The 21,352-nt window shown below is 56.1% G+C and carries 20 protein-coding genes; 16 read left to right on the forward strand and 4 right to left on the reverse strand.

The annotated features are described in order from the left end of the window. From WCS52_18610 to WCS52_18625, 4 genes are all read left to right on the forward strand, one after another. Positions 1 to 281, forward strand: a 281-nt coding sequence (locus WCS52_18610; GenBank protein ID MEI6169199.1) for a hypothetical protein, incomplete at its 5' end; no start/stop codon positions are given. Between the two features lie 13 nt (positions 282 to 294). After that, positions 295 to 1,386, forward strand: a complete 1,092-nt coding sequence (locus WCS52_18615) for an SGNH/GDSL hydrolase family protein (protein ID MEI6169200.1) — start codon at positions 295 to 297, stop codon at positions 1,384 to 1,386. Continuing rightward, positions 1,383 to 2,135 carry a PIG-L deacetylase family protein gene (locus WCS52_18620; GenBank protein ID MEI6169201.1) on the forward strand — a complete coding sequence of 251 codons (753 nt, stop codon included), beginning with the start codon at positions 1,383 to 1,385 and terminating at the stop codon, positions 2,133 to 2,135. The genes WCS52_18615 and WCS52_18620 overlap by 4 nt, the downstream gene beginning before the upstream one ends. A 22-nt stretch (positions 2,136 to 2,157) precedes the next feature. Next, complete coding sequence (locus tag WCS52_18625; GenBank protein ID MEI6169202.1) at positions 2,158 to 3,204, forward strand: hypothetical protein; 1,047 nt, start codon at positions 2,158 to 2,160, stop codon at positions 3,202 to 3,204. On the opposite strand, the gene WCS52_18630 is transcribed toward WCS52_18625, so the two are convergent. Next, the gene (locus tag WCS52_18630; protein ID MEI6169203.1) at positions 3,198 to 4,724 is read right to left on the reverse strand and encodes a GDSL-type esterase/lipase family protein; all 1,527 of its coding nucleotides are present in this window, start codon (positions 4,722 to 4,724) and stop codon (positions 3,198 to 3,200) included. The genes WCS52_18625 and WCS52_18630 overlap by 7 nt on opposite strands. A gap of 109 nt (positions 4,725 to 4,833) precedes the next feature. Between WCS52_18630 and WCS52_18635 the strand changes: the two genes are divergently transcribed. Both WCS52_18635 and WCS52_18640 read left to right on the forward strand, forming a co-directional pair. After that, on the forward strand, positions 4,834 to 6,024 hold the full coding sequence (locus WCS52_18635) for a DegT/DnrJ/EryC1/StrS family aminotransferase (GenBank protein MEI6169204.1): 1,191 nt from the start codon (positions 4,834 to 4,836) through the stop codon (positions 6,022 to 6,024). Positions 6,025 to 6,040: 16 nt separating this feature from the next. Next, on the forward strand, positions 6,041 to 7,648 hold the full coding sequence (locus tag WCS52_18640) for an amidohydrolase family protein (protein MEI6169205.1): 1,608 nt from the start codon (positions 6,041 to 6,043) through the stop codon (positions 7,646 to 7,648). Here WCS52_18640 and WCS52_18645 read toward each other — a convergent pair. Continuing rightward, complete coding sequence (locus WCS52_18645; protein MEI6169206.1) at positions 7,641 to 8,513, reverse strand: helix-turn-helix transcriptional regulator; 873 nt, start codon at positions 8,511 to 8,513, stop codon at positions 7,641 to 7,643. The two genes, WCS52_18640 and WCS52_18645, sit on opposite strands and share 8 nt — an antisense overlap. A 187-nt stretch (positions 8,514 to 8,700) precedes the next feature. Here WCS52_18645 and WCS52_18650 point away from each other — a divergent pair, with 187 nt between their 5' ends. The 3 genes from WCS52_18650 (at position 8,701) to WCS52_18660 (ending at position 12,227) form a co-directional block, all read left to right on the forward strand. After that, positions 8,701 to 9,525: a sugar phosphate isomerase/epimerase gene (locus tag WCS52_18650; GenBank protein ID MEI6169207.1), complete on the forward strand. Its 825-nt coding sequence runs from the start codon at positions 8,701 to 8,703 to the stop codon at positions 9,523 to 9,525. Between the two features lie 248 nt (positions 9,526 to 9,773). Next, positions 9,774 to 11,192 carry an alpha-glucosidase/alpha-galactosidase gene (locus WCS52_18655; protein MEI6169208.1) on the forward strand — a complete coding sequence of 473 codons (1,419 nt, stop codon included), beginning with the start codon at positions 9,774 to 9,776 and terminating at the stop codon, positions 11,190 to 11,192. Positions 11,193 to 11,372: 180 nt separating this feature from the next. After that, positions 11,373 to 12,227, forward strand: a complete 855-nt coding sequence (locus tag WCS52_18660; GenBank protein MEI6169209.1) for an alpha/beta hydrolase — start codon at positions 11,373 to 11,375, stop codon at positions 12,225 to 12,227. 115 nt (positions 12,228 to 12,342) lie between these two features. On the opposite strand, the gene WCS52_18665 is transcribed toward WCS52_18660, so the two are convergent. Next, positions 12,343 to 14,799 carry a GH116 family glycosyl-hydrolase gene (locus tag WCS52_18665; GenBank protein MEI6169210.1) on the reverse strand — a complete coding sequence of 819 codons (2,457 nt, stop codon included), beginning with the start codon at positions 14,797 to 14,799 and terminating at the stop codon, positions 12,343 to 12,345. Between the two features lie 199 nt (positions 14,800 to 14,998). On the opposite strand from WCS52_18665, the gene WCS52_18670 reads away from it, so the two are divergent. Further along, positions 14,999 to 15,289 (forward strand): hypothetical protein, encoded by a 291-nt coding sequence (locus WCS52_18670; GenBank protein ID MEI6169211.1) that lies wholly within the window; start codon positions 14,999 to 15,001, stop codon positions 15,287 to 15,289. Further along, complete coding sequence (locus tag WCS52_18675; GenBank protein ID MEI6169212.1) at positions 15,261 to 16,094, forward strand: ChbG/HpnK family deacetylase; 834 nt, start codon at positions 15,261 to 15,263, stop codon at positions 16,092 to 16,094. Before WCS52_18670 ends, WCS52_18675 begins: the two co-directional genes overlap by 29 nt. Positions 16,095 to 16,350: 256 nt before the next feature. Here the strand turns inward: WCS52_18675 and WCS52_18680 are convergent, their stop codons facing one another. Then, complete coding sequence (locus tag WCS52_18680) at positions 16,351 to 17,502, reverse strand: methyltransferase (protein ID MEI6169213.1); 1,152 nt, start codon at positions 17,500 to 17,502, stop codon at positions 16,351 to 16,353. Between the two features lie 194 nt (positions 17,503 to 17,696). Between WCS52_18680 and WCS52_18685 the strand changes: the two genes are divergently transcribed. The 5 genes from WCS52_18685 (at position 17,697) to WCS52_18705 (ending at position 21,156) form a co-directional block, all read left to right on the forward strand. Continuing rightward, complete coding sequence (locus WCS52_18685; protein ID MEI6169214.1) at positions 17,697 to 18,851, forward strand: aldo/keto reductase; 1,155 nt, start codon at positions 17,697 to 17,699, stop codon at positions 18,849 to 18,851. Continuing rightward, positions 18,848 to 19,888, forward strand: coding sequence for a hypothetical protein (locus tag WCS52_18690; protein ID MEI6169215.1), 1,041 nt, complete (start codon positions 18,848 to 18,850; stop codon positions 19,886 to 19,888). The genes WCS52_18685 and WCS52_18690 overlap by 4 nt, the downstream gene beginning before the upstream one ends. A gap of 79 nt (positions 19,889 to 19,967) precedes the next feature. Next, positions 19,968 to 20,387, forward strand: a complete 420-nt coding sequence (locus WCS52_18695; GenBank protein MEI6169216.1) for a hypothetical protein — start codon at positions 19,968 to 19,970, stop codon at positions 20,385 to 20,387. 224 nt (positions 20,388 to 20,611) lie between these two features. Beyond that, complete coding sequence (locus WCS52_18700) at positions 20,612 to 20,869, forward strand: addiction module protein (GenBank protein ID MEI6169217.1); 258 nt, start codon at positions 20,612 to 20,614, stop codon at positions 20,867 to 20,869. Further along, the gene (locus WCS52_18705) at positions 20,866 to 21,156 is read left to right on the forward strand and encodes a type II toxin-antitoxin system RelE/ParE family toxin (GenBank protein ID MEI6169218.1); all 291 of its coding nucleotides are present in this window, start codon (positions 20,866 to 20,868) and stop codon (positions 21,154 to 21,156) included. Before WCS52_18700 ends, WCS52_18705 begins: the two co-directional genes overlap by 4 nt. Positions 21,157 to 21,352 lie beyond the last annotated feature (196 nt).

Below are 21,352 nucleotides of genomic sequence, written 5' to 3' on the forward strand. Positions count from 1 at the left end.
GAGGCAAACTGCCTGTGCTTATCCAGACCACTGCCCCGGTGATGGTCGTTCCCCGAGTTGATGCCCAGGGACGCCTCGTCAGTATCTTCCTGCTTAATGCCTGTATCGATGCTTCCCCCTCGCTGGAACTACGTTTGCGTGGTGCTGGTGCTGCGACAACTGCGCGCTGGCTTCTTCCGGAGGGTAGAAACGAGCATCTCACTTTGGTAAAAGGTGGAGGTGATAAACTCTTGAAGACCCCTCCGATGGCGGCTTGGTCAGTGGCCTGCGTAGTCTTGTGATGGGAATCTATTTATGAACATTGCCAAATATGACAAGAATATGGAAGTCAAAGAGGCTGATGCGGACGGCTTGGTCTGGTATCGGCCTTATGAAAAACCCTTCAAACTAGCTGGCTTCAACTGGTCTGAACAGGACCATGTCTATCGTCGCTTTCCTGTAAAACCGCCGTTCCCGTTATCAGAAGCTGTGGAGGAACTTTCCTGGTGTACGGCGGGAGGGCAGGTCAAGTTCCGCACCGATAGCGGGAAGATTGTGGTGAAAGCAACTTTGCGCGATGGCGGCGGGATGGATCATATGCCGCAGACCGGCATGAGTGGCTTTGATCTTTACACGGGCGCGCCGGGAAAGGAATCCTTTCTCTCTGTGACCCGGTTCGCCTCTGGCGCGACGGAACTAAAGTGCGAACTTCTCGGGTGTGAGCCGCGACGGCGGCGCGATTTCACCCTTAACTTCCCGCTGTATAAAGGGGTTAATGAGTTGCAAATCGGACTCCAAGCCGGTGCCACGATTGTAGCCCCTGCGGCGTATCGGAGTGAGAAGCCCATTTTGGTTTACGGGACTTCCATTACACAGGGTGGCTGTGCCTCAAGGCCGGGCGCCTGCTATACCAACATCCTGAGCCGACGCTTGAACCAGCCCTTCATCAATCTGGGCTTTTCCGGTAGCGGCAAGGGGGAGCCGGAAGTGGCCCGAACAATCGCGTTGATCAAGAATCCGGCGCTGTGGGTGTTGGACTACGAGGCGAATTGTGTCAATTACGAGAGGTTCGAAAAGACACTGCCTGAATTCATCTCGATTCTCCGTGCCGCGCACAAGAAAACACCCATTCTGGTCATCTCCAAGAACCGGTTCGCGCAGGAGATCCTTAATGGCGCGCAGGGCCGTGAACAATGCAAAACCATGCAACGGAAGCTGGTCGCCAGGCTTCAGAAGGCGGGAGATCGGTACATTTACTTTTTGGATGGGTCGAACTTGCTCGGTAAGGACTATTGGGAATGTTCCGTTGATGGGGTCCATCCAACCGATTTGGGGTTCTTCAGGATGGCTAATGGCATCGAACGGGCAATCAAGAGAATACTTAAGAATAGGACGGGAACGACATGAAAAGAGTTTTGGCCTTTGGCTGTCATCCAGATGATATTGAGTTCATGGCAGCCGGTACGCTTGCGCTTCTGGCGGAGCGAGGGTATGAGATTCACCTGGCCACCATGACCGGGGGGGAGGTGGGATCCCCAACGCTTTCACGTGAAGCCATCAAGACCAAGCGGCTGGGCGAGGCCGCGGCTTCCGCCAAGGTCTTGAACGGGATTTATCATTATGCCGGGGGATGCGACTTGGAGGTTGAGTACAACTCCTTTTATCGCAAGGCAGCCACGAAGATCATTCGCGAGGTTAATCCGGAGCTGGTTTTCACGTTGCCGCCCATGGACTACATGGCGGATCATGAGCAGACATCGCGACTGGTTCAAAATGCGGCTTATATCGCATCTGTTCCCCTCTATGCCTGCGGTACCGCGTCTCCACCTACGGCAAAGGCCCCTTATCTTTACTATTGGAATGCCATTGGACTCAAGGATGCATTCGGGCGTCCGCTACCGATGAACATGGGGGTTGATGTCAGTTCGGTCATGGGTTTGAAGGAAAAAATGCTGGCCTGTCACGAATCCCAGCGTGAATGGCTGGCGGCGATGGGATGGGACTCGTATTTAAAGGTTATGCAAGACTGGTCGTGCGAGCAAGGTCGCCTGATAGGTTGTGATTGCGGCGAATGTTTCATCCAGCATCTTGGCTCAGGGTTCCCCCAGGATAACCGGTTGGCGGATATTCTGGGATTTCTATGTAAAAAGGTGTGATGGTTCGTATGGGGCAGGGGCTATGCATATACGGAATGTAATATTCAAGGGGCGGCAGGGCTGGGAACTGGATAATGGCGTCCTGCAATTGGTCATGATTCGCGGGGGCGGACACTTCGCCTCACTCATGCTTAAAAATGGCCCTTGCGTTAACCCCTTATGGAACCCCGTCTGGCAAGGCATTGAACCCTGGCATTACAAGAAGAGTGATGACCGGCGTTACAGTTGCAAGATGTTGGCCTCGATTACGGGCCATAATATTTGTCTAGGATGGTTTGGATCCTCATCCCCTTCAGAAGAACGACAAGGGCTGGGCGCTCATGGTGAGGCGACGGTTGCTCGTTGGCGTATGGTCCGGAAATCAGTATCCGGCAGAACGATTACGCTCGTGTGTGAATGTGATCTGCCCGCTTCGATGATGCGCCTCAGGCGGACGGTCAGGCTCACCAAAGGCCGCGCCTGCGTCAAGGTGCGGGAAGTCATTATCAATCTGGCACGTCGGGATCTTCCTTTCACACTGTGCGAACATGTTACGTTCGGGCCTCCTTTCCTGAAGAAAGGGGTAACGCAGTTTAATATGTCGGCGACACAGGCGCATACCTATCCCGGTGAGTTCGATAAGCCTCCCCGCTTGAAGTCGGATACGGCTTTTACCTGGCCGATGGCGCCAGGAGTTGATGGGAAGCCGGTGGATTTGCGGACCCTGGATCTCGCAAAACGCCGCAACGCGGATTTTTCCGCGCAGTTGATGGATCCCGCTTGCGAACAGGCTTGGTTCAGTGCGGTCAACCCGGAACTAGGACTCACGGTGATGTATAGATGGAATCGTGCGGATTTCCCCTGGGTGGGAAACTGGGAGGAAAACTATGCGAAGCAATATCACCCATGGGGGGGGAAGACCTTGGCTCGGGGGATGGAGTTTACGAATACACCTTTTCCTGATGGATTAAGGAAGGCGGTCGAGCGAGGTAAGTTGGATGGTGTGCCCACCTATCGTTGGCTTCCGGCCAAGGGGCGCGTCGTGGTGGATTTTGAAATAATGATGAACCCTCAACAAATACCTCAATGATCCAGCTTGCCGTTGTCGATAAGGAATTTAAAAAAAGCCGAAGCCACCAACTTGTTGGACTGAGGGGTGAGATGAATGCCATCCTTATTGAGGTAGGTAGCGCGGTTTTTGCCTGAGGTCAATGGCCTGAGAAGCTTATCCATGTCGAAAAGAGGGCAATTCAGGCGCTGGGCAACGGCGCGTGTCCGTTGGCGGTATTGTTCGACACACTTATCGAGTCCACCCCATTTGGCGTAGAAGGGATCCGCCCGCGTAGAATGCCACTCATTGACAACGGGGGGAAACGTGACCAATATGATTTCGCCTCCTTTCGCCCTGACTTTTTCGCAGATGACGGTCAGGTTGCGTTCAAAATCATCCACGCTCACGGCCCGGGCATCATGAACCGAATCATTGCCGCCAAATTCCACCAGCACCAGTCCGGGCATATGCGCCAACACATCGGCTTCGATCCGCTTCAGGCCCTCGGTCGAGGTATTCCCGTTGCCGCCGGCATTGAATACGTTAATGGCTTTATTATTGCCATTTTTCTTCATCAATTCCGGTAGCAGTTCAACCCAGCCTGCGCCCGGTGGATTGGCGTAGCCGCGGGTGATGGAATCGCCAAATGCCACCAGATTGGAAAATCCAGGATTCTGGGCGGGCGTACCCGGCTTGATGTCCATAATATTTTTCTGCGCTTTCATCCAACGGATAAAAGTCGAAGGATGGGTAAATCCGAGCGTTTCGGAGATCTCGATTTTGGTCCGTCGTTCTTGCAGCATGGCGGTGACCTTCTTGAGGCGGCATTCGTTGACATAGTCATGGAAGGTCTGGCCGGTTTCCTGCTTGAAGAGACGGAGGAAGTGGAATTTGCTGTAACCGGAAAGCCGGGCGGCTTCGCAGAGCGGGACATCCCGGCCGGCCGTTTGGGCTACGTGGCGGCAGATCGTTTCAATGACTTGGTTCTGGAAATTGGATTCTTTATGTTTAACGATTTCCCCGTGTCCCCATTCCACGATGCGTAGTAACAGTGCCGAAAGCGATGCCAGCAGCTTCGCGCGCATCAAGGGGGGTGGTAATGCTGAGGGATTTAATAGTTCGTCCCAGGTTGTGGCGAGCAGACGCGCCGTAGGGGCATCGTTAAGGACAAGGGGGCTTCCGGTAACTTTAATAACCCCGCCTTTTACACTCAGGATTTTTGCGACTACATCACGTTCAAACAGGCCAAGCCATAAATGAATCATGTCCGGGCAGGTCGGCGGATAAAATTGATCATGCGATTCGTAAGAATTGAAAAAAAACACCGTGCCGGGGGAGCAGGGGTAAACGTTGTTTTTATAACCATAGATGCCCTGTCCTTTCAAGGCGAAGAGCACCTCGCGTGCCGGGTGACTTTCCGTATGGGTATGCATCCAATTCAAGTGGGCGGGTCGGTGGATGAAGTCCACTTCCTCGTCAAGCAATGAACCGACTACGCGCCAGTTCGCCTGATTCAGGACGACCGCAACTGACTCATCGTCAAATAATTCGTTAGTCATGAGGGAGATTCGTTATTAATCGCAATAAATGTTTATTATCAGCAATTCCGGTCTATTGTCAACTTCAGGCATGAGGATGACAATAGGGCTCAAATCAAGGAGGCCAATTATGTATCGTTCAGGTCAGGAAGAAATTGATGAGGTTACCAAAGTCCTTTTGTCCAAGCAGTGGTTCCGGGTCGGGGATGTGAAGTCCGGGCACTTGCAGGAAGTTCAGCAATTTGAGCAGGAGTGGGCCGCGAAAATGGGGGCCAGTTATGCCCTCCTGATGAGTGGCGGTGGGACGGCGGGGTTGGTATGCGCTTTAGCTGGCCTGGGCATCGGGCCGGGTGACGAGGTGATTGTGCCGGCTTACACCTGGCTGGCGACCGCGACGTCGGTGTTGACGGTGGGAGCGATTCCGGTTCTGGTCGAGGTGGATGAGACCCTGGGCCTGGATCCGGTTGAACTGGACCGCAAGATCGGTCCCCACACCAAAGCGGTGATTCCTGTGCACATGAGTGGGCGGCCTGCCAATCTGGAAGCCATTCTGGCGGTTGCGAAAAAGCATGGCATCAAGGTGGTGGAGGATTGCTGTCAGATGGATGGCGGCTCTTATAAGGGGCGTCGCGTGGGGACTTGGGGCGATGCGGGCGTCTACAGTTTGAATCAGTTCAAAATCATATCGGCGGGTGGTGAAGGGGGTTGCCTGGTGACCGATGACCGGGCGGTCTACGAGCGGGCCATTATTTATCATGATTCCGGCTGCGTTTTCCGTCCGAATGCCGGTGCGTTGCAGGAGCCGATCTTTGTGGCGCAGCAATACCGGGCCAATGAGGTGATGGGCGCCATTGCCCGTGTGCAGATGGGGCGCCTGGATGGGATCATTGCGGATTTGCGCCGGAACCGCAAAACCCTCGCCGGTTCTGTGGCGGGCATGAGTAAAGTAGCCGTGGCGCCGAGCAACGACCAGGATGGGGATTGCGGGGTCATGCTGACCTTGCAGTTCAAGGAGGAATCAACCGCCCGGGCGTTTGCCACGGCACCGGGGGTGGGAGGCGTGGTGCTCATTGATCACGGCAAACATGTCTATACGAACTGGGAACCTTTACGCGAAAAACGCAGTTTCCACCACCCGGATATGAATCCGTTCTTCTTCCCCAAAAACCAGGGACTGCGGGCGGATTACAGCGATACGGCCTGTCCGCGCACATTGGAGGTTCTCCGGAGGACGGTCTATGTTCCCGTCGATCCGGATTGGACTGGCGAACAGGTTAATGTAAAGTGTGACGCCTTGAAAGCGGCGGCAACCGCTCTCTAAGAGAAAAAGGAGCCCCATGAGTCATGTGCCCGTGCTGTTTGATGTCAATGCCTGCTTTGGAAAACCCTCTTCGGGTGGTTCAGAGTTTAACACGATTCAAGACCGGTTGAACCACATGGACCGGCTGGGGGTCAGCCGTGCCCTGGTCTGGAATACTGAGTCGACTCAGAACCATGCGCTCGCCAGCAACGATGTGTTGTTGGAGGGCATTCGGAATACGCCTGGAGCGAAAGGGCGTATTTTCCCGGCATTGGCGGTTTCGGGCATCCTGCTGTATGAGGCGGATGGCATGGAGTCCTTGGCACGGCAATTGAAAGTCATGCCTTGCCGGGCTCTCCGGTTTGCCAGTGTTTTCGGGCGTCTGACGCTCATGCAGCTGGAGCCCCTCATGCGGCGTCTCCGGAGTGTGAAGCCCTTCATCATCCTGAAGCACGACCAGGCCTCTGTGCCGGATATCCTTGAATTCACGGCATTGTTTCCGGAGGTGTCGCTGATCCTGACGGACTCCATGTGGCCCCAGGGAATTATTGTTTTTGACCTGATGCGCCGCCGTAAGAATATCCTGATGGATATTTCATGGATGCACACGTTTAATGCGATTGAATTGGGCGTGAAGCACTTCGGGGCGAACCGGTTTGTGTTCGGCATGGGCTCCAAGTCACACAACGGAGCGGCCATCGGCGCCTTGGCCCGGGCTGATATTTCCGACGCCCAGCGCCGCCTGATTGCCCACGGGAATCTGGACCGGTTGACGGGATTGAAGACCGAAAGGGTGAAGACCATGCCCGCCTGGACGGCCAACACCTTGTGGCCGCGGTTTCTGGAGGGCAAAACGCTGGGAGGGGATGTCGTGGATGCCCATGGCCATGTCGGGCCCTCCGGTGGATACGTCGTGGAAGCACATGGCGAACGCCAACAGATCGCGGCGGGATTAAAGGCGATGGATGCCATCGGGATCCGCACCATGGTGGCCTCCGGGATGCAGGCTCTGTTTGGATCACCGGCTGAGGGAAATGACCTTCTGGAAACCCTTTTGCGCCCGCATGCCGACCGCATCTCCGGGTATTTCGCATTCAATCCTCTCTATGCCGATGAGTTGGTCCCCAAATTTGATGCCTGTTTTTCCGGGCCGGTCTACAAGGGGTTCAAGACGCTGTGCGACTATTGGAAAGTCCCCATCACCGATAAACGGTTCAATCCCATGTGGAAATATGCGAACAAACATCACCTGCCGGTCCTTTCACATACCTGGGATGGCAGCCCGTTTGATGCGCCGGCCCTTTACAAGGATCTGGTCCGGCAGTATCCGAATGTCTCCTTTCTGATGGGGCATTCCGGTGGCGGTGACTCCGGGCGCGAAGAGGCTGTAGCGCTCGCGCAGAAGCATCCGAACGTCTATCTGGAATGGTGCGGCAGTTTTTGCTCGACGATCTGCTGGGAGGACACCTTGAGCAAGGTCAATCCGCGTCAAGTGGTGTTTGGCACCGATGCCATGGTGCATGACTTCAGTTGGGAACTGGGGCGGCTGTTATCCCTGGATATTCCCGACAAGATCCTGGTTCCCTTCCTGGGAGGGAACATGCGGCGCATACTGGCCATGCGGAAAACGCGCCGCGTCAAATAGATCCAGAGACGGGAATCACGGATTGAGGTGTACACCCGAAATGCTGCCTGAATTTCTTGCTGAAATAGAGTGGGTCGTGGATACCGACGGCTTCCGCCGCCTGCTTGACCAACAGGGTTCCGGAGGCGAGCAGGTCCTTTGATTTCTGCATTCTCAACGCACTGATGTGCTGAAGTAGTGGCGAGCCGGTGTTTTGTTTGAAAAGCGCATTCAGATGTTTGGGCGAATAGTGGAATACGCCCGCCAGCCCGCCCAGGGTGAGCGCTTCCCAGTAGTGACCCTCGATATAGGTTTTCAAATGCTCGATGACATGCTCGTGAAACACATCGGTGTTGGTGGCGATGAGATGCGTGTTGTTAATGAAAAAACAGAGCGCCTCCATTAATAGATAATGGAATTCAGCCTGAGAGACGGCGCATGTCGCCAGCCGGGGATCGATGGATTTCTCCCATAATGACCGGATCATCGGGGGATTCAAGGCCAGTCGTTTGTTGGATGAGGAATATCCCTTGCCCGGGTTATAGGCGGTCAGATGAAAGATCATGGACTGCTCGAAAATCGTGCACCATAAAAGTTGGTAGGCCTTGCGTGGGTTGGAATAATGCTCGGTATGCCAGGCGCCAGGGATGAAGATCTTGACCCGGTCGTCGTCGTACTCCTTCCAATGGCCATTGACGTAGATCGCCGGTTCCCCTTTCTGACGGAAGATCAATTCCATGATGTCATGCTGTTGGGGGGGATAAAACGGGTGGGGGTGTCCGGCTTCATGAGCGGGTGCGGGCATTGGGCCGGGGGGCTTGCCGCAATAGTCCAGACCGTGGCGCGACAAGGTCACCAATAAACCGGACATCATGTCAATGTTCATAATACGCCTTTCATCCATGCAGCATAGGTCGATTGTACCTGTAAAGCAACGTGATTGAATAATCACCTCCAGGCGTGGAGGGGGCGGTAATCGCAATAATTGTTAAGAAACAGCAATTCCTGTCTATTGCCAGATCAACTGGAATGATGGTCAGATGGGAAATCTAAACAAAACACGAGGAGCATCAATGAACTCAAAAGCAAAATTAGCTTATGCAACCTGGCCCTGGGGGCTGGAGACGAAACAACAATTGATCCAGGCCGTCACGGACATGAACGCGGTCGGCTTCCGCTCCTTCGAGAGCGTGTGCCACACCGTCGCGCTGTTCAAGGATGATGTCAATGAATTCAAAGCCATCACCGAAGGCAACGGTGTGCGTGCTGTGAGCTTCTATTTCTTCCAGCTCGGGAATATCGAGGACGATGTCAGGCAGGTTCAGGAGTCCCTGGATTTCCTGGCCGCTTGCAATATCAAGCGGATGAGTATCCAGGTGACGTGGAAGAAAGATGGCGGGGCCACCGAGCCGGAGCTGAAAGGTGTGCTGGAGTATCTGGACCGGGTCGGCAAGCTCTGCAAACCCTACGGCATCCTGCCCTGTCTCCATCCCCATGCCAATACCATGGTGATGTACGAAAACGAGATCGACTATGTGATGCAGCGCGTGGATCCCGCCCTGATCTGGTTTGGACCGGACTCCGCGCACCTCACGGTTGGAAAATGCGATGCGGTGGAGATCTTCAAACGTTACGCCGACCGGATTCGCTTTGTGCATCTCAAGGACGTGAAGAAGAACAAGCAGGCTGCTGGCGACGATGGCAAGCAGGGCTTTGAAGTCTACAGCAATTTCCTGGAGCTGGGTGAAGGTGAAGTCGATATCCCCGGTTGTTTGAAAGTGCTGGAAGGGGTTGGTTACGACGGCTATCTCACCATTGAACTCGACAGCTCCCGCTTCGGAAATAAAGAGAGCGCGATCATAAATCAGGCCTATATGAAAAAACTCGGCTATTCGTAAAAGCGGTACCCGCTCCCCGTGTCAGCAGGTGACGATGGCGGTGTTGTGACTAGAGTGAAGCACAGGTGGCAGCCGACGTCCTCGGCGGCTGAAGGCCTGTAAAGTTCCCTTCAAGGGCAAAATCGTTCGCCGGGGACGGCGACCGCCACCTTGTCAAAGTCAAATTTAAAGAAAATATTCAGGCCTCCGGCTTGTGATCCCGAACGCTACATGCTAGTTTTCGCTTAATCAAACAAGGAAATTGAGTTATGCCGAAAATTACGTTTATGGGTGCCGGGAGTACCGTATTTGTCAGAAATATTATTGGGGACAGCCTGTTGACCCCGGCGCTATGCGAGTCTGAAGTCGCGCTGTATGACATCGATCCCACACGCCTGAAGGAGTCACTTTCGATCCTGCAGACACTCAATGAAAACGTCAACCAGGGGCGTGCCACGCTCAAGGGGTATCTGGGCCCTAAGAACCGTATGGCTGCCCTCAAGGGCGCCAATTATGTGGTGAACGCGATCCAGGTGGGCGGCTACAAGCCCTCTACCGTGGTGGACTTCGAGATCCCGAAGAAGTACGGCCTGCGTCAGACGATCGCCGATACGCTCGGCATTGGGGGGATCTTCCGCGCCCTGCGCACCATTCCCGTGATGATGGATTTTGCCCGGGACATGGAACAGGGCTGTCCCTCTGCCTTGCTGCTTAACTACTCCAATCCGATGGCGATGCTGACCCCCGCCGTCCTTCGCGGCTCCAAGATTCAGGCTGTCGGGCTCTGCCACTCTGTACAGGGATGTGCCGCAGACCTGCTGTATAAGCTCGGGATGAGCGCCGACGTCAAGCATCTCCGTTGGAAGGTCTCAGGGATCAATCACATGGCATGGTTGCTTGAGATCAAGGATGGTGAGAAGGATCTCTATCCTGAAATCAAGCGTCGCGCCGCTGCCGCATTGGCGCGCATCCATAAAACCAAGGGCGGCCCCAAGGCCATCCGGGCCCAGGCGGAAGCCAAGGCGAAGAAGCTGGGCAAAACGTTCAATGAACTCCCTGGCGATCATCGTGTGGCGGGTGACATGGTGCGTCTCACCATGATGCTCAACTTCGGTTACTACATCACGGAGTCTTCGGAACATAATGCCGAATACACGCCATACTGGATCAAGGCAGGTCGTCCGGATCTGATCGAAAAATTCGAAATTCCGCTGGACGAATATCCCCGCCGGTGCATTGGCCAGATCGCAGGGTGGAAGCAGCGGAGCAAGGAGATGGTCGGGAACAAGACGCTGACGCATACGCGTGGCCACGAGTACGGCTCCTATATCATGGAGGCGGTTGAGACGGATCGTCCGTTCCGTATCCACGGCAACGTGATGAACACGGGGTTGATCACCAATCTTCCCGCCAAGGCCTGCGTGGAAGTGCCCTGCATGATCGACCGCAACGGGATCAATCCCTGTTATGTCGGGGACCTGCCCGAAGCCTGTGCTGCCTTGAACCGCACGAATATCAACGTGCAGATTCTCGCGGTTGAAGCGGCGCTTGAGCGGAACCGTGACAAGGTCTACCAGGCGGCTTTCATGGATCCACACACCTCGGGCGAACTGGCCCTTGACCAGATCCGGGCCCTTTGCGATGACCTCATCAAGGCGCACGGGAACTACCTGCCGTCTTACAAATAGGGCAGACCTGATCTGGAGTGCGGCGGCTTGACGCCGCTTTTCTCTGGCGCGGCTTGACGCGCCGGTCTTCGATCAGTTTAGAATCTCCCTATGAACTGCTGCCCGTCAAGCCGGGCTCCTGGAAAGCGGCGTCAAGCCGCCGCACTCCAAAATACAATCACAGGAAGGGTGATCTCTATAATGACTAAAAGGCTTATGGGCGGGTTGGTGATCGCGGGGCTCGTGGCGCAGGGGGCAGCGGGGCAAGTCATCAGCGACAGGATGGCTCTTTGGGCAGGACACGCGCCCACAGGGGATGGAAAGTTTGTATCCGCCGATGCGTTTATTACCGTTTACCGGCCTGCCAACCCGAACGGGACGTCGATCATTATCTGTCCCGGAGGCGGGTATGGTGGCCTGGTTACCCAGTCTGAAGGACACGGCATTGCCAGATGGCTGAATCAGCACGGTATCGTGGGCGTAGTGTTGGAGTATCGGCTTCCGAAGGGGGATCCATTCGTCCCCCTTCTGGACGCGCAACGCGCCATACGTCTGGTCCGATCCCAGGGGAAAAGTTGGGATTGCGATCCCAAGCGGATCGGAATCATCGGGTTTTCAGCAGGCGGTCACCTGGCATCCACTGCGGCGACCCACTTCGATGGGGGCGACCCGAAGTCGCCCGACCCGGTTAACCGGATCGGATCCCGCCCCGATTTCGCGATCCTGATTTACCCGGTGATCACGCTGGGGCCGCTGGGTCATGGGGGAACGAGACAAAATCTGCTTGGACAAAACCCGGGAGCGGAGATGGTGGAGTTATTCTCTAATGAGAAGCAGGTGACCGACCGGACGCCCCCCACGTTTCTGGCCCATGCCAAAGACGATCGAGTAGTTCCTTCAGAAAATAGCCGGTTGTTTTATGAGGCCCTGCAAGTTCACCATGTGGCGGGGAAATTCCTCGAATTGCCACAGGGCGGGCACGGGCTGAACGGTTACAAGGGGCCCATGTGGGACGCCTGGCAAACCCAGTCACTGGAATGGTTGATGGCGCTTTAAATGATCTCCTGACAGACCCACGCCTTATCAGGCGCGGCTACGTAGCCGCCGCTGATAAGCGGTGGCCGGATCATGTTTGGACTATTTCAGGAACCTTAGTAACTAAGGGTTCCCGTCATACCCGGGTGAAGATCGTGCGGTTGTCCTTTTCTATTGCTGTATAGCGGCCAGTAACACCGGAAAGGGTGACGCTGCCGGTTACGGGGAGTTCGATGGTGGCGGCGGCAAGGGTTCCAGATTTAATCTCGAGCCGGCCCCCATCGACGGTGCGGTGGAACGTACCGTAGGCGCCGGGGAGTATCACGCACCAACGCCCCACAGGCAGTAGCCGGGCAGGGGTAAGACGGAGGGTCTGACCATCGTAGGAAAGGCCGAGGAAGGCGTTGGGGATGGCGAGGGCGGACATCGGACGGAAATAATGGCCGCCAAATTCCTGATGGTCCCAGTATAGGCCCCACTTGCGGTGGCGCTCGTCCACATTGCGGATGATTTCCTCCGCGTTTTCATTCAGGCCGGCCTGGTAGAGCTGCGCGGCGAAGTTGAGTTCAACGCCGGTCCAGCAGGTGTTGGCCTGGTCCACCCAGGTATTGGTATCCACCCCATGCAGGAAGGTATCGCCGGGCCACTGGCAGTTGCGGAGGCCCTGGTCGGGCTTGTAGTTCATTTCGAGGATAGAGCGTAGTGCCCTGATTATTTTTTCCGGAGCGATGGGGAGGGGCGCGTCGAGCTGGCGCGCCACACCCTCGCCGATGAGCTGGTCCGACATACACCCGAGTTTGGCGTCAGGGGCCTCAGGCTGTGCGTCGGAATAGAGGTTGAAGTAACGGCCATTCCAGGTGGTGCGTTCCAAGGTGGCGCAGCCTTCTTCAAAGAACGGGGTGTAGGTGGTGGTGAAGGCGGTGTCGTTCAGTTGGCGGGCGGTTTTGAGGGCGAGGGCGAGGGCGGCAAGCCACTGGGTGACCACGTAGGGAGCGACGCCAAACATGGGGAAATTGTCATAGGAACACATGACCCCTTCCATGTCGGGCAGGTGGTCCCCATTCTTGTCGCGTTCCCGTATTACGTAGGCCAGGGCTGACTTGACGTTGGGCCAGACGGATTCGAGATAGGAACGGTCACCGCTCCAGAGGGCGGAGCGGAGGGCCATGAAGGCGAACTGCGCGGGCATGTCAAGCCGGTGTCCGTTACATTCGCGGGGATCGGCCTCATAGGAATTGCAGACGATGGAATGGGCGACACGACCGTCGGGGTTCTGGAACTTCTTCCAGAGATCGATGGTCATGCGATCCAGTGCCGGAAAAAGGAGGCTGGTGGCGATCTGGCCATACATCGCGACATCAGTGGTGGCGATCCCGGCCCAGTGTTGAGTCGGGCTGAGGCCTTCATGTACGCCGAACATGCCGGTATGGGTGAGCCAGGTCGACGTGTGAAACGTGTTGAGCTGGGAGTTCACCTGGTCGAGGACAAAGCCAGGCAGGGAACTGTCGAAGAAGGTGGAATGGAAGCGGGCGGTCTCCTCGTAAAGTCTGGAGCGATCACTGCGGGCATAGCGGGCAACGGTTTCGGCAGAGTCGAAAAAGCGGCTGTAATAGTGGCCTTCGAGCCGGTCATGCCCTTTGGGTTCGGTGTTCCGCCCCACGTTTTCGAGGGGTTTGGCGATGCGCCCGTAAAGGTTCGGGAAATGCCAGGTGAGCGCAAAGGTGTGGGAGAAGCCGGCCCCATGGGCGGGAAGGGTGGCGGCTCGCCCGATGGTCGCGAAGCAACGCGGATCGGCCTTGCGCTTGCCGGTCGTTTGGTCGGTGCCATTGCGTCCGTTCGTATCGTCCACTTCGGGCAGCGGGAATTCGCGGAGAAGACGTTCGTAGTAGGGATGGAGGTGCTCCCATCCCAGGTAGGCGGTGGATTTTGCGTAAAACGAGGCGAGGCACAGCGAGCCGGTGGTGGCGGCGGCCGGGTCGGTCTGTCCGGCCGCAAGCTCAATGGCGGAGAAATCGCCATCCTGAATTCTCCGGTTGACGTAGATACGGTCGGGCTGATCGTAAGCCGTGGCATTACGGGTAATGGCGAGGAGTTGAACCTCTACGGGCCGGTCAGCGGTTGAACGGATCTCGAAATCGAAATAGGCGAGGGGAAGGGCGGAGTCTTTGACGTTGCCTGGAATGAATGGGGACCAGGCGCGCAGGGAAACCTTGAGGGGCAGGCCATCCTGCTCGAAATCGAGGTCGGCAAAGGGAAACGACGCGGTTGTGCGAATGGTATCCACCCCGCTGATCCAGGGGAAGATGTATTGGAACTCATGGCCTTCAATCGCGGCGCCGCCATGGCTGTCCTCGATCTGCAGGAGGACCAGCCGCTGATTCTCATTTTCCACCTTGACCCAGAGCATGAAGAAGAGGGTTTGTTTGGGGTTGTGAGGGTAGCGGTTTCCGGCAAAAAGCGGCCAGTTATTGAAGATGGACCAATTCGCGAAACTGCCATCCTGGCGGATTTCAAATCCACCCGTGCCGATGCCGCCGAGGGCCATACCGGAGCGGGGGAGTTGGGAACGATGCATGGTGCTGGGGTAACTCATAGTTCCCGCAACGTCTCAAAACATGGGCGAATCCGCAAGGACTGGTTTTGGTAAACCTGTTGACCGCACGGATCATGCAACGGGATTTATATAATGTCGCTGGACAGATCGTAAATCAATAACCACAATCGTACCCCGATGCTGTTAATCGAGAAACTGACTTGATCTCCGAATCGGTGCCGATAAAGGAAGTATTTCCATGGAATTACACACATATTCTGATGAATCTGGATCCGGTTGTGCAACAGTGATCAAGGCCATCCGGGCGCAACTCGCGTCCGGGGTAAAGGCCCGCTTTGAGGAGGAGGCCGCCCTCTACCGCCCGCAGCTGGTAATCATTACCATTGGCGGATTATGGATGAGCTGTGCAATACAGGTGTCGAACTCCCTTCAGCCTGTCAGCCGTCTACTCCGCCCATGCCGCAGAAGGAAAACGACCGCAAGGAGAGGGGGAACTGAAAATGAATCAACAGGATCAAGTTTCCGGTAAACGGTTGCGACAACTGATTGTCCGGGCGGATGACATGGGTTCCAGTCATGCGGCCAACGTGGCCTGCATCGATTGTTACCGGCGGGGAATCGTGCGATCGGTGGAAGTGATGGTGCCCTGTGCCTGGTTTCCTGAGGCGGTGATTTTACTGGTTGAGAATCCCGGTCTTGATGTCGGCGTCCATCTGACCCTGACCAGCGAATGGGAGCGTTGCAAGTGGCGGTCCCTTACCCGGGCGCCGAGCCTGGCGAGTTGCGATGGCTTTTTCCCGAAACTGATCTGGACGAATCCGGCGTTTCCGCCCGGTTCTGCGCTGCTCGACGGGCCCTTGTGTCCGGATGAGATTGAAGGAGAGTGGCGGGCCCAAATCGAGCAGGCGTGTCGCTCGATTCCCCGGATATCCCATCTCTCAGCGCACATGGGCTGCACCGTGATCAATGCGGACATCACCGCCATGGCAAAGCAGTTGGCTCATGAATACGGGCTTATGTTTGAGGTCGGCGCATCTGAAGTCGTGTCGATGCGGGGCTGGCCGGCAGGGACCCCTGTGGCCGACCAGCCGGCGGCGTTTATTGAAGCCCTGTCAAACCTACCGTCCGGAATATCCCTGTTTATCGAGCACCCCGGGCTGGATGAGGCCGAAATGCAGGGGTTTGGTAATCCGACTGAGACGCAGGTGGCGGTGCAGCGGGGCGCGGTGACCAGGATCTTCACCGACCCAGCCGTGATGGACGCCGTAAGACGGGCTGGTATTGAGCTGATCAGTTATGCCGACCTTGCGTCATCGGCTTTTCGGAAGGCCTGACAGATCTCAGGTTGTGTGGCGGCTTCCAAGTGAGCCAGGTAATGATAGGCGTGGGGGGCGTCGTCACCGCACATCTCTGAGGAGGGGTTCAGGCTGACGCAGATGGCGGGGCGGCTGGCCTGGCCGAAGAGCTGGCACAAGCCGGCGTCGGTTAATTGGAGGCACCGCTGGCCTGCGGGTTTGCCGTCAGGCAGACCGGGAATGGGTGAGGAGATGGAGATTTCCACACAGCAGGCCGCACAGCCTGCCCGGCATTTCAGGACTTCACCGATTTAACGATTTGATACCCGCGACGGTGCAATAGTTCCGCGTTGCCGAACACCTCTTTCATGTACTCCAGAGAGTGGGCGGCAATCTTGGCCACGATATAGGCGCGCCCGCCCGGGAGCAAGGCGTCAAAGGCGGTTCGGATAAAAAAATCGGTAATCCGGTCATGGGAGTAGTAGGGGGGATTACCGACAAACAGCGTAAACCGTGGGGGCGGGGGAACGCCGTTGTCACTGAGCAAGACGGTGAAATTTGTGATTTCGTTGTTAAAGCAGTTCTGCTGGGTGATGGCGGTGGCACGCGAATGGGCGTCCACGAAACAGACGCTGACCGTCGGCTGGTTTTTGGCCAGTGAGATCCCGATGCTGCCGCAGCCGCAGCCCATGTCCAGGATGGCGTCGTTGGGTTGGGTCTCGGCCATTTCGGCCAGCGCCTGGGCGCCGGGATCCACCCGGCGGTGGGCAAAGACACCCGGCAGGGTGGTCAGGGTAACGGGGAGCCCCTTGGGAAGGGTCATGATGAATTCTGACTCATAGACCTTGAGGGTCTTCAGTTCACTTTTTTTCTGACCGATGAGGAGGGTGGAATTCTTTTTCTGGCCACGGATCGAGCAGTTTCCAAAAAACTTTTTAACATGCGCGGTTACCCAGGGGGCATCTTCCTCAACGGTCACGCAGCAGCGTCCGCCGATCTTGAGAGCCAGATGGCTTTGCTGAAGCAGATCCAGGATCAACTCGTTGGAGGTGGTCCCCTGCGAGATCTGGAGGCAGACGGCGTCGAAGTAATCCCGTTCGGGGATATAAGGCTCACAGCGCGAGGAGACGCCGGGGGCGGCGTTACGGAGAAGGTTCCGTTCCACCGCGTGATGGTGGAAGAGATCCAGGGAGGACACGATGGCCTGGAGGCCGGGATGGAAATGGGTGGCGATCATGGCGATGGCGCCGGTGCGGTTCCCCAGTACCAGGAGCCGTTCCGCCTTGGGAGGAAGCAGGGGAATGGCCTCGATGAGGTGCGCCTCGGTACGGCTCAGGCCGGAGCGGGAGATGACTTCGTACTTGCCGTCAAGATAGCATTCGGCCGTGGAGTCGAGGTCACCTTGAGTTTCGGTGATGTGGAACGTCATGATCGGAAGGTCAAGCATAGGAGGTCCGTTCTTTCATTTCCAGTAGTCTCGCATCATCCCGAAGCCGGGACAATTCAATTTTGGAGTGAGTGTGGTGGCTTGACCAGGTCTGTTCCCATCCGTATCTTGTCGTCATTGAGGCCGGTGCGTCACGATGATATACCGGTGCCTGTGAGAACGCGTGAGTGTATGAGGAATATCAGGAAAGCGAGATGACGATGGTGACTCCCTCCAACCGTGAACCGTTAAGCTGTAAAGCCGAGACCATGCGCTACCGGCCCTTTGGCAAGACTGGATTGAACGTCTCAGCCCTGTCCTTCGGCTGTATGCGCCTGGGTGATGAGCCGGCGTATAACACCCCGCTTATCTCCCGTGCCATTGACGTGGGAATTAATTATTTCGAGACGACGCGCTATTACCTGGGCGGCACCTGCCAGCATCGCACGGCCCCGGGACTGGTTGGCAAAACGGCGGGCATCATCATCTCCGGTAAAGAAGGGATCGGGCCCGACCAGACGGCCTATCGGTTCAGGAAGGAGATCGAGCGCCAGCTCGATATTCTTGGCCTCACCCATTTTAAATTTTTCCAGGTGGGTTGGTTCGCCTGGGCGAATATGCCGCATCTATTGAAACGGGGCGGGGTGCTCGAGGCACTCCGAAGCGCGCAGAATGAAGGACTGATCCAGCATGTCGGGTTCACGGGACATGATACGCCGGAGAATTTCATCCGTTGCATCGAGACGGGCGTGTTCGACAGCCTGACGGTTCCCTATAATTTACTGAACCGGCAGTACGAGCCGACGATCAAGCGGGCGGGGGAATTGGGGGTCGGGGTGGTGGCCATGTGTCCGGTTGCCGGCGGAACGCTCTCCTACGAATCGGACAAGTTGAAGGAAGCACTCAAGATGGACATGCCCACCACCGAGATGGCGCTGCGCTTTGTCCTCTCGAATCCAAATGTGAGCACCGCCTGTTCAGGGATGAACCGGCTTGAGCAACTTGATCAGAACGTGAAAACCGTCAGGGATTTTGAACCCGGTTCGGTCGATTTCGGGTCGATGTGCGAAGGGCTTGACCGGCTGCGCGCCTCGTTGGGATCGCACTTCTGTACGAATTGCCGCTATTGCATGCCGTGTCCGCAGGGCGTGGACATTCCGCGGCATCTGGAGGTCTACCGGAATTGGAAGTGTTTCGGTTTGTCCGATTGGCCCCAGAGCGGGCTCCAACTGATTCCGGAAGCGCAACGCGCCGAGCGCTGTAATGAATGCGGGGCGTGCGAGACGAAGTGTCCCAACACCCTTGGCATCCGGACGATGCTCCGGGAACTCCAATCCACACTTCCTTCGGGATTAGGGGAGCAACGATGACAACAAATGACGTGAATCACCAGGGGGCGGTGGACCTTCACCGGGGCATGACGTTCGGGTATTACGCCCGTAACGGCTACTATTCCTCGCCCCAGGCGCGTGTGGATGTGGACAAGATGAAGGCGCTGAATATCGAGTGGGTGTGCGTCATAGCCATCGTCATGCAGGACACCTTTGCGAGCACCCGCCAGTATCGCGACTTCAAGATGACTCCCGCCGACGATGAACTACGGGACATTATCGACTATATCCATGCACGGGGTATGAAGGCGCAGTTGCGCCCGATGCTTGAATGCTGGGATGGCACTCAGCGTGGCGATATTTCCTTTCCCCATGAGAAAACCGTGATCCCGGGCAAGCCCATTAATCACTGGTCCCGCTGGTTCGAGAGCATGACCGAGCGGACCCTTCATTACGCTTCCGTCGCCCGGCGCGCCGGATGTGAGGCGTATGGTCTCGACAGTGAGCTCTGTCACACCGTCCACCAGAATGCCTATTGGAAAACCGTGGTCCAGGCGGCGCGCAGCGTGTTTTCCGGTCATGTGACCACGGGACACACACGCGGGGTCGACTACCTGAAGGAATTGTCCGGCAAGGACCACTGGTTTTATGATCTGGATTCGCTCGGAACCAGTTTTTACGACCCTGTCTCGGACAAAGCCGGGTCGTCGCTGGAGGATATGCGGATCAAGTTGAAGCCATCGCTTGACTACTACCGGCAGGTCGCTGCCCTCTATGGCAAACCCTTTTACTTTTCCGAACTCGGCTGCTGCTCCACCGAAGGGGCCACCCGCTGTCCGTGGGGGTGGGGGAATGAGGGTGGGTACGATGGCAACGAGCAGGCGCGCTATCTCGAGGCTGTGCTGGATACCTTCTGGAACGAACCCTGGTGGATGGGGCTGTATTGGTGGAAATGGGATGAGCAGAACGACCGGCCCAACTTCCGCAATGATCCGCGAGGTGACAAGGGTTTCATCATCGACGGCAAGCCTGCGGCCGAGGTCATGAAAACCTGGTTCGCGCGGACGGACCGTTAGCCCTGTAAGCCCAGATCGGAAACTTAATGGTCTTCCTCGTCTGAGCCGAGGGTCTCGACGTCCATCAGCTGTCGCCAATGTGTATTTTTGGAGCCAGAGTACATCGGCCAGTGTTGGCGCCGGCTGGAAAGAGTACGAACTGGTCTGCAAACTTCCTGCCAGAGGTGAGCAGGACTACAATGAGCAGATGAAGGCGGTTCGGGCGCGGTTCGATCTGCCGGGAGGTGAAGGCACGGTGTGGATCGATGACGTTCGCCTGGTCGAGGTGGAATCGCTTGATGAGTGGCAGTCTCTCCAGACGCTGGGGTTCGACCGCAACTCCCTCGTGGCCGACCCGCTTTTCGTGGCGCCCGAGAAAGATGACTGGCGGCTCAGACACGACTCGCCGGCCTTCAAGATCGGGTTCCAGCCGATTGGGGTTGTATCCTTTTTCCTGTTTGGGCTTGAAAGCATCCCCGCAGCTCCCTATCATCCGTCCCGTTCTCCAATACCCCCGTAGCTCAGCTGGATAGAGCATCGGATTTCTAATTCCAACTGGTCATTTTCGCTCATTTCATCCCGAGTGCGCTGGAGTCATCATCCTGTTCATATTCAACGGATTACGCCCATCACGATCTAATCCTGAATCATCCTGAATCCGCTCATTTTTCGCCACCAGGTTACAACAAAAGGTTACAACTCTTTCAAGAAGTTGATGACACGAGTCGCCTCACGATGTAGCATTTGAAAAGCAAAGAAGAGGTAAGCATGATAACGGTAACTGACAAGGTATATGACAAAGCGCTTTCGCTCCCCGCGAATGATCGCATCGGTTTGGTCGAACGTCTTTTATCCAGCTTGAACCTCCCCACGCAACCGGATGTTGATAAATTGTGGGCGGATGAAGCTGAACGACGGGTAGCCCAAATCGACAATGGTGAAGTGGAGCTTATCCCTGGTGAAACTGTATTCGAACGAATTCGCCAAAGATATCGCCGATGAAATTCTACTTTCATCCGCAAGCGGACGATGAGTTAGAAAAAGCCTCCCGATACTATGACACCTGTCGGCACGGGCTCGGACTTGAATTTGCCGAAGAAGTCTATGCGGCAATCGCTCGCATTATACAATATCCTCAAGCATCTTCGCTGATTTCAAAGCATACGCGGCGGTGCCTGATTAACCGGTTTCCCTATGGTGTTATTTTTCAAATCAAATCCGGCACACTGCGGATCATTGCTATCGCAAACCTTCATCGTCGCCCTGGGTACTGGAAAGTCAGAATATAGTTCTAATTTCCGGTCTTTTGGGGAATGTTATTTACATACCTTTGTGCTTCGCTAATATTTGCGACATCGTAGCGGATGGAGCGGATCGTAGACCGCTCATCCGAGGGAAATCCGTGATATCGGGATTCCTGATAATAACTAGTTCGGCAAGACCAGATTAATCAGAAACGAACAAAACATCGTGTTGCCATAAGGC

It is taken from the genome of bacterium (assembly GCA_037128595.1).
Classification (GTDB): domain Bacteria; phylum Verrucomicrobiota; class Kiritimatiellia; order CAIKKV01; family CAITUY01; genus JAABPW01.

Coding starts and splice junctions, on each gene's coding strand:
- WCS52_18615 (MEI6169200.1), top strand. CDS start 295: ATGAACATTGCCAAATATGACAAGAATATGGAAGTCAAAGAGGCTGAT.
- WCS52_18620 (MEI6169201.1), top strand. CDS start 1,383: ATGAAAAGAGTTTTGGCCTTTGGCTGTCATCCAGATGATATTGAGTTC.
- WCS52_18625 (MEI6169202.1), top strand. CDS start 2,158: ATGCATATACGGAATGTAATATTCAAGGGGCGGCAGGGCTGGGAACTG.
- WCS52_18630 (MEI6169203.1), bottom strand. CDS start 4,724: ATGACTAACGAATTATTTGACGATGAGTCAGTTGCGGTCGTCCTGAAT.
- WCS52_18635 (MEI6169204.1), top strand. CDS start 4,834: ATGTATCGTTCAGGTCAGGAAGAAATTGATGAGGTTACCAAAGTCCTT.
- WCS52_18640 (MEI6169205.1), top strand. CDS start 6,041: ATGAGTCATGTGCCCGTGCTGTTTGATGTCAATGCCTGCTTTGGAAAA.
- WCS52_18645 (MEI6169206.1), bottom strand. CDS start 8,513: ATGAACATTGACATGATGTCCGGTTTATTGGTGACCTTGTCGCGCCAC.
- WCS52_18650 (MEI6169207.1), top strand. CDS start 8,701: ATGAACTCAAAAGCAAAATTAGCTTATGCAACCTGGCCCTGGGGGCTG.
- WCS52_18655 (MEI6169208.1), top strand. CDS start 9,774: ATGCCGAAAATTACGTTTATGGGTGCCGGGAGTACCGTATTTGTCAGA.
- WCS52_18660 (MEI6169209.1), top strand. CDS start 11,373: ATGACTAAAAGGCTTATGGGCGGGTTGGTGATCGCGGGGCTCGTGGCG.
- WCS52_18665 (MEI6169210.1), bottom strand. CDS start 14,799: ATGAGTTACCCCAGCACCATGCATCGTTCCCAACTCCCCCGCTCCGGT.
- WCS52_18670 (MEI6169211.1), top strand. CDS start 14,999: ATGGAATTACACACATATTCTGATGAATCTGGATCCGGTTGTGCAACA.
- WCS52_18675 (MEI6169212.1), top strand. CDS start 15,261: ATGAATCAACAGGATCAAGTTTCCGGTAAACGGTTGCGACAACTGATT.
- WCS52_18680 (MEI6169213.1), bottom strand. CDS start 17,502: ATGCTTGACCTTCCGATCATGACGTTCCACATCACCGAAACTCAAGGT.
- WCS52_18685 (MEI6169214.1), top strand. CDS start 17,697: ATGACGATGGTGACTCCCTCCAACCGTGAACCGTTAAGCTGTAAAGCC.
- WCS52_18690 (MEI6169215.1), top strand. CDS start 18,848: ATGACAACAAATGACGTGAATCACCAGGGGGCGGTGGACCTTCACCGG.
- WCS52_18705 (MEI6169218.1), top strand. CDS start 20,866: ATGAAATTCTACTTTCATCCGCAAGCGGACGATGAGTTAGAAAAAGCC.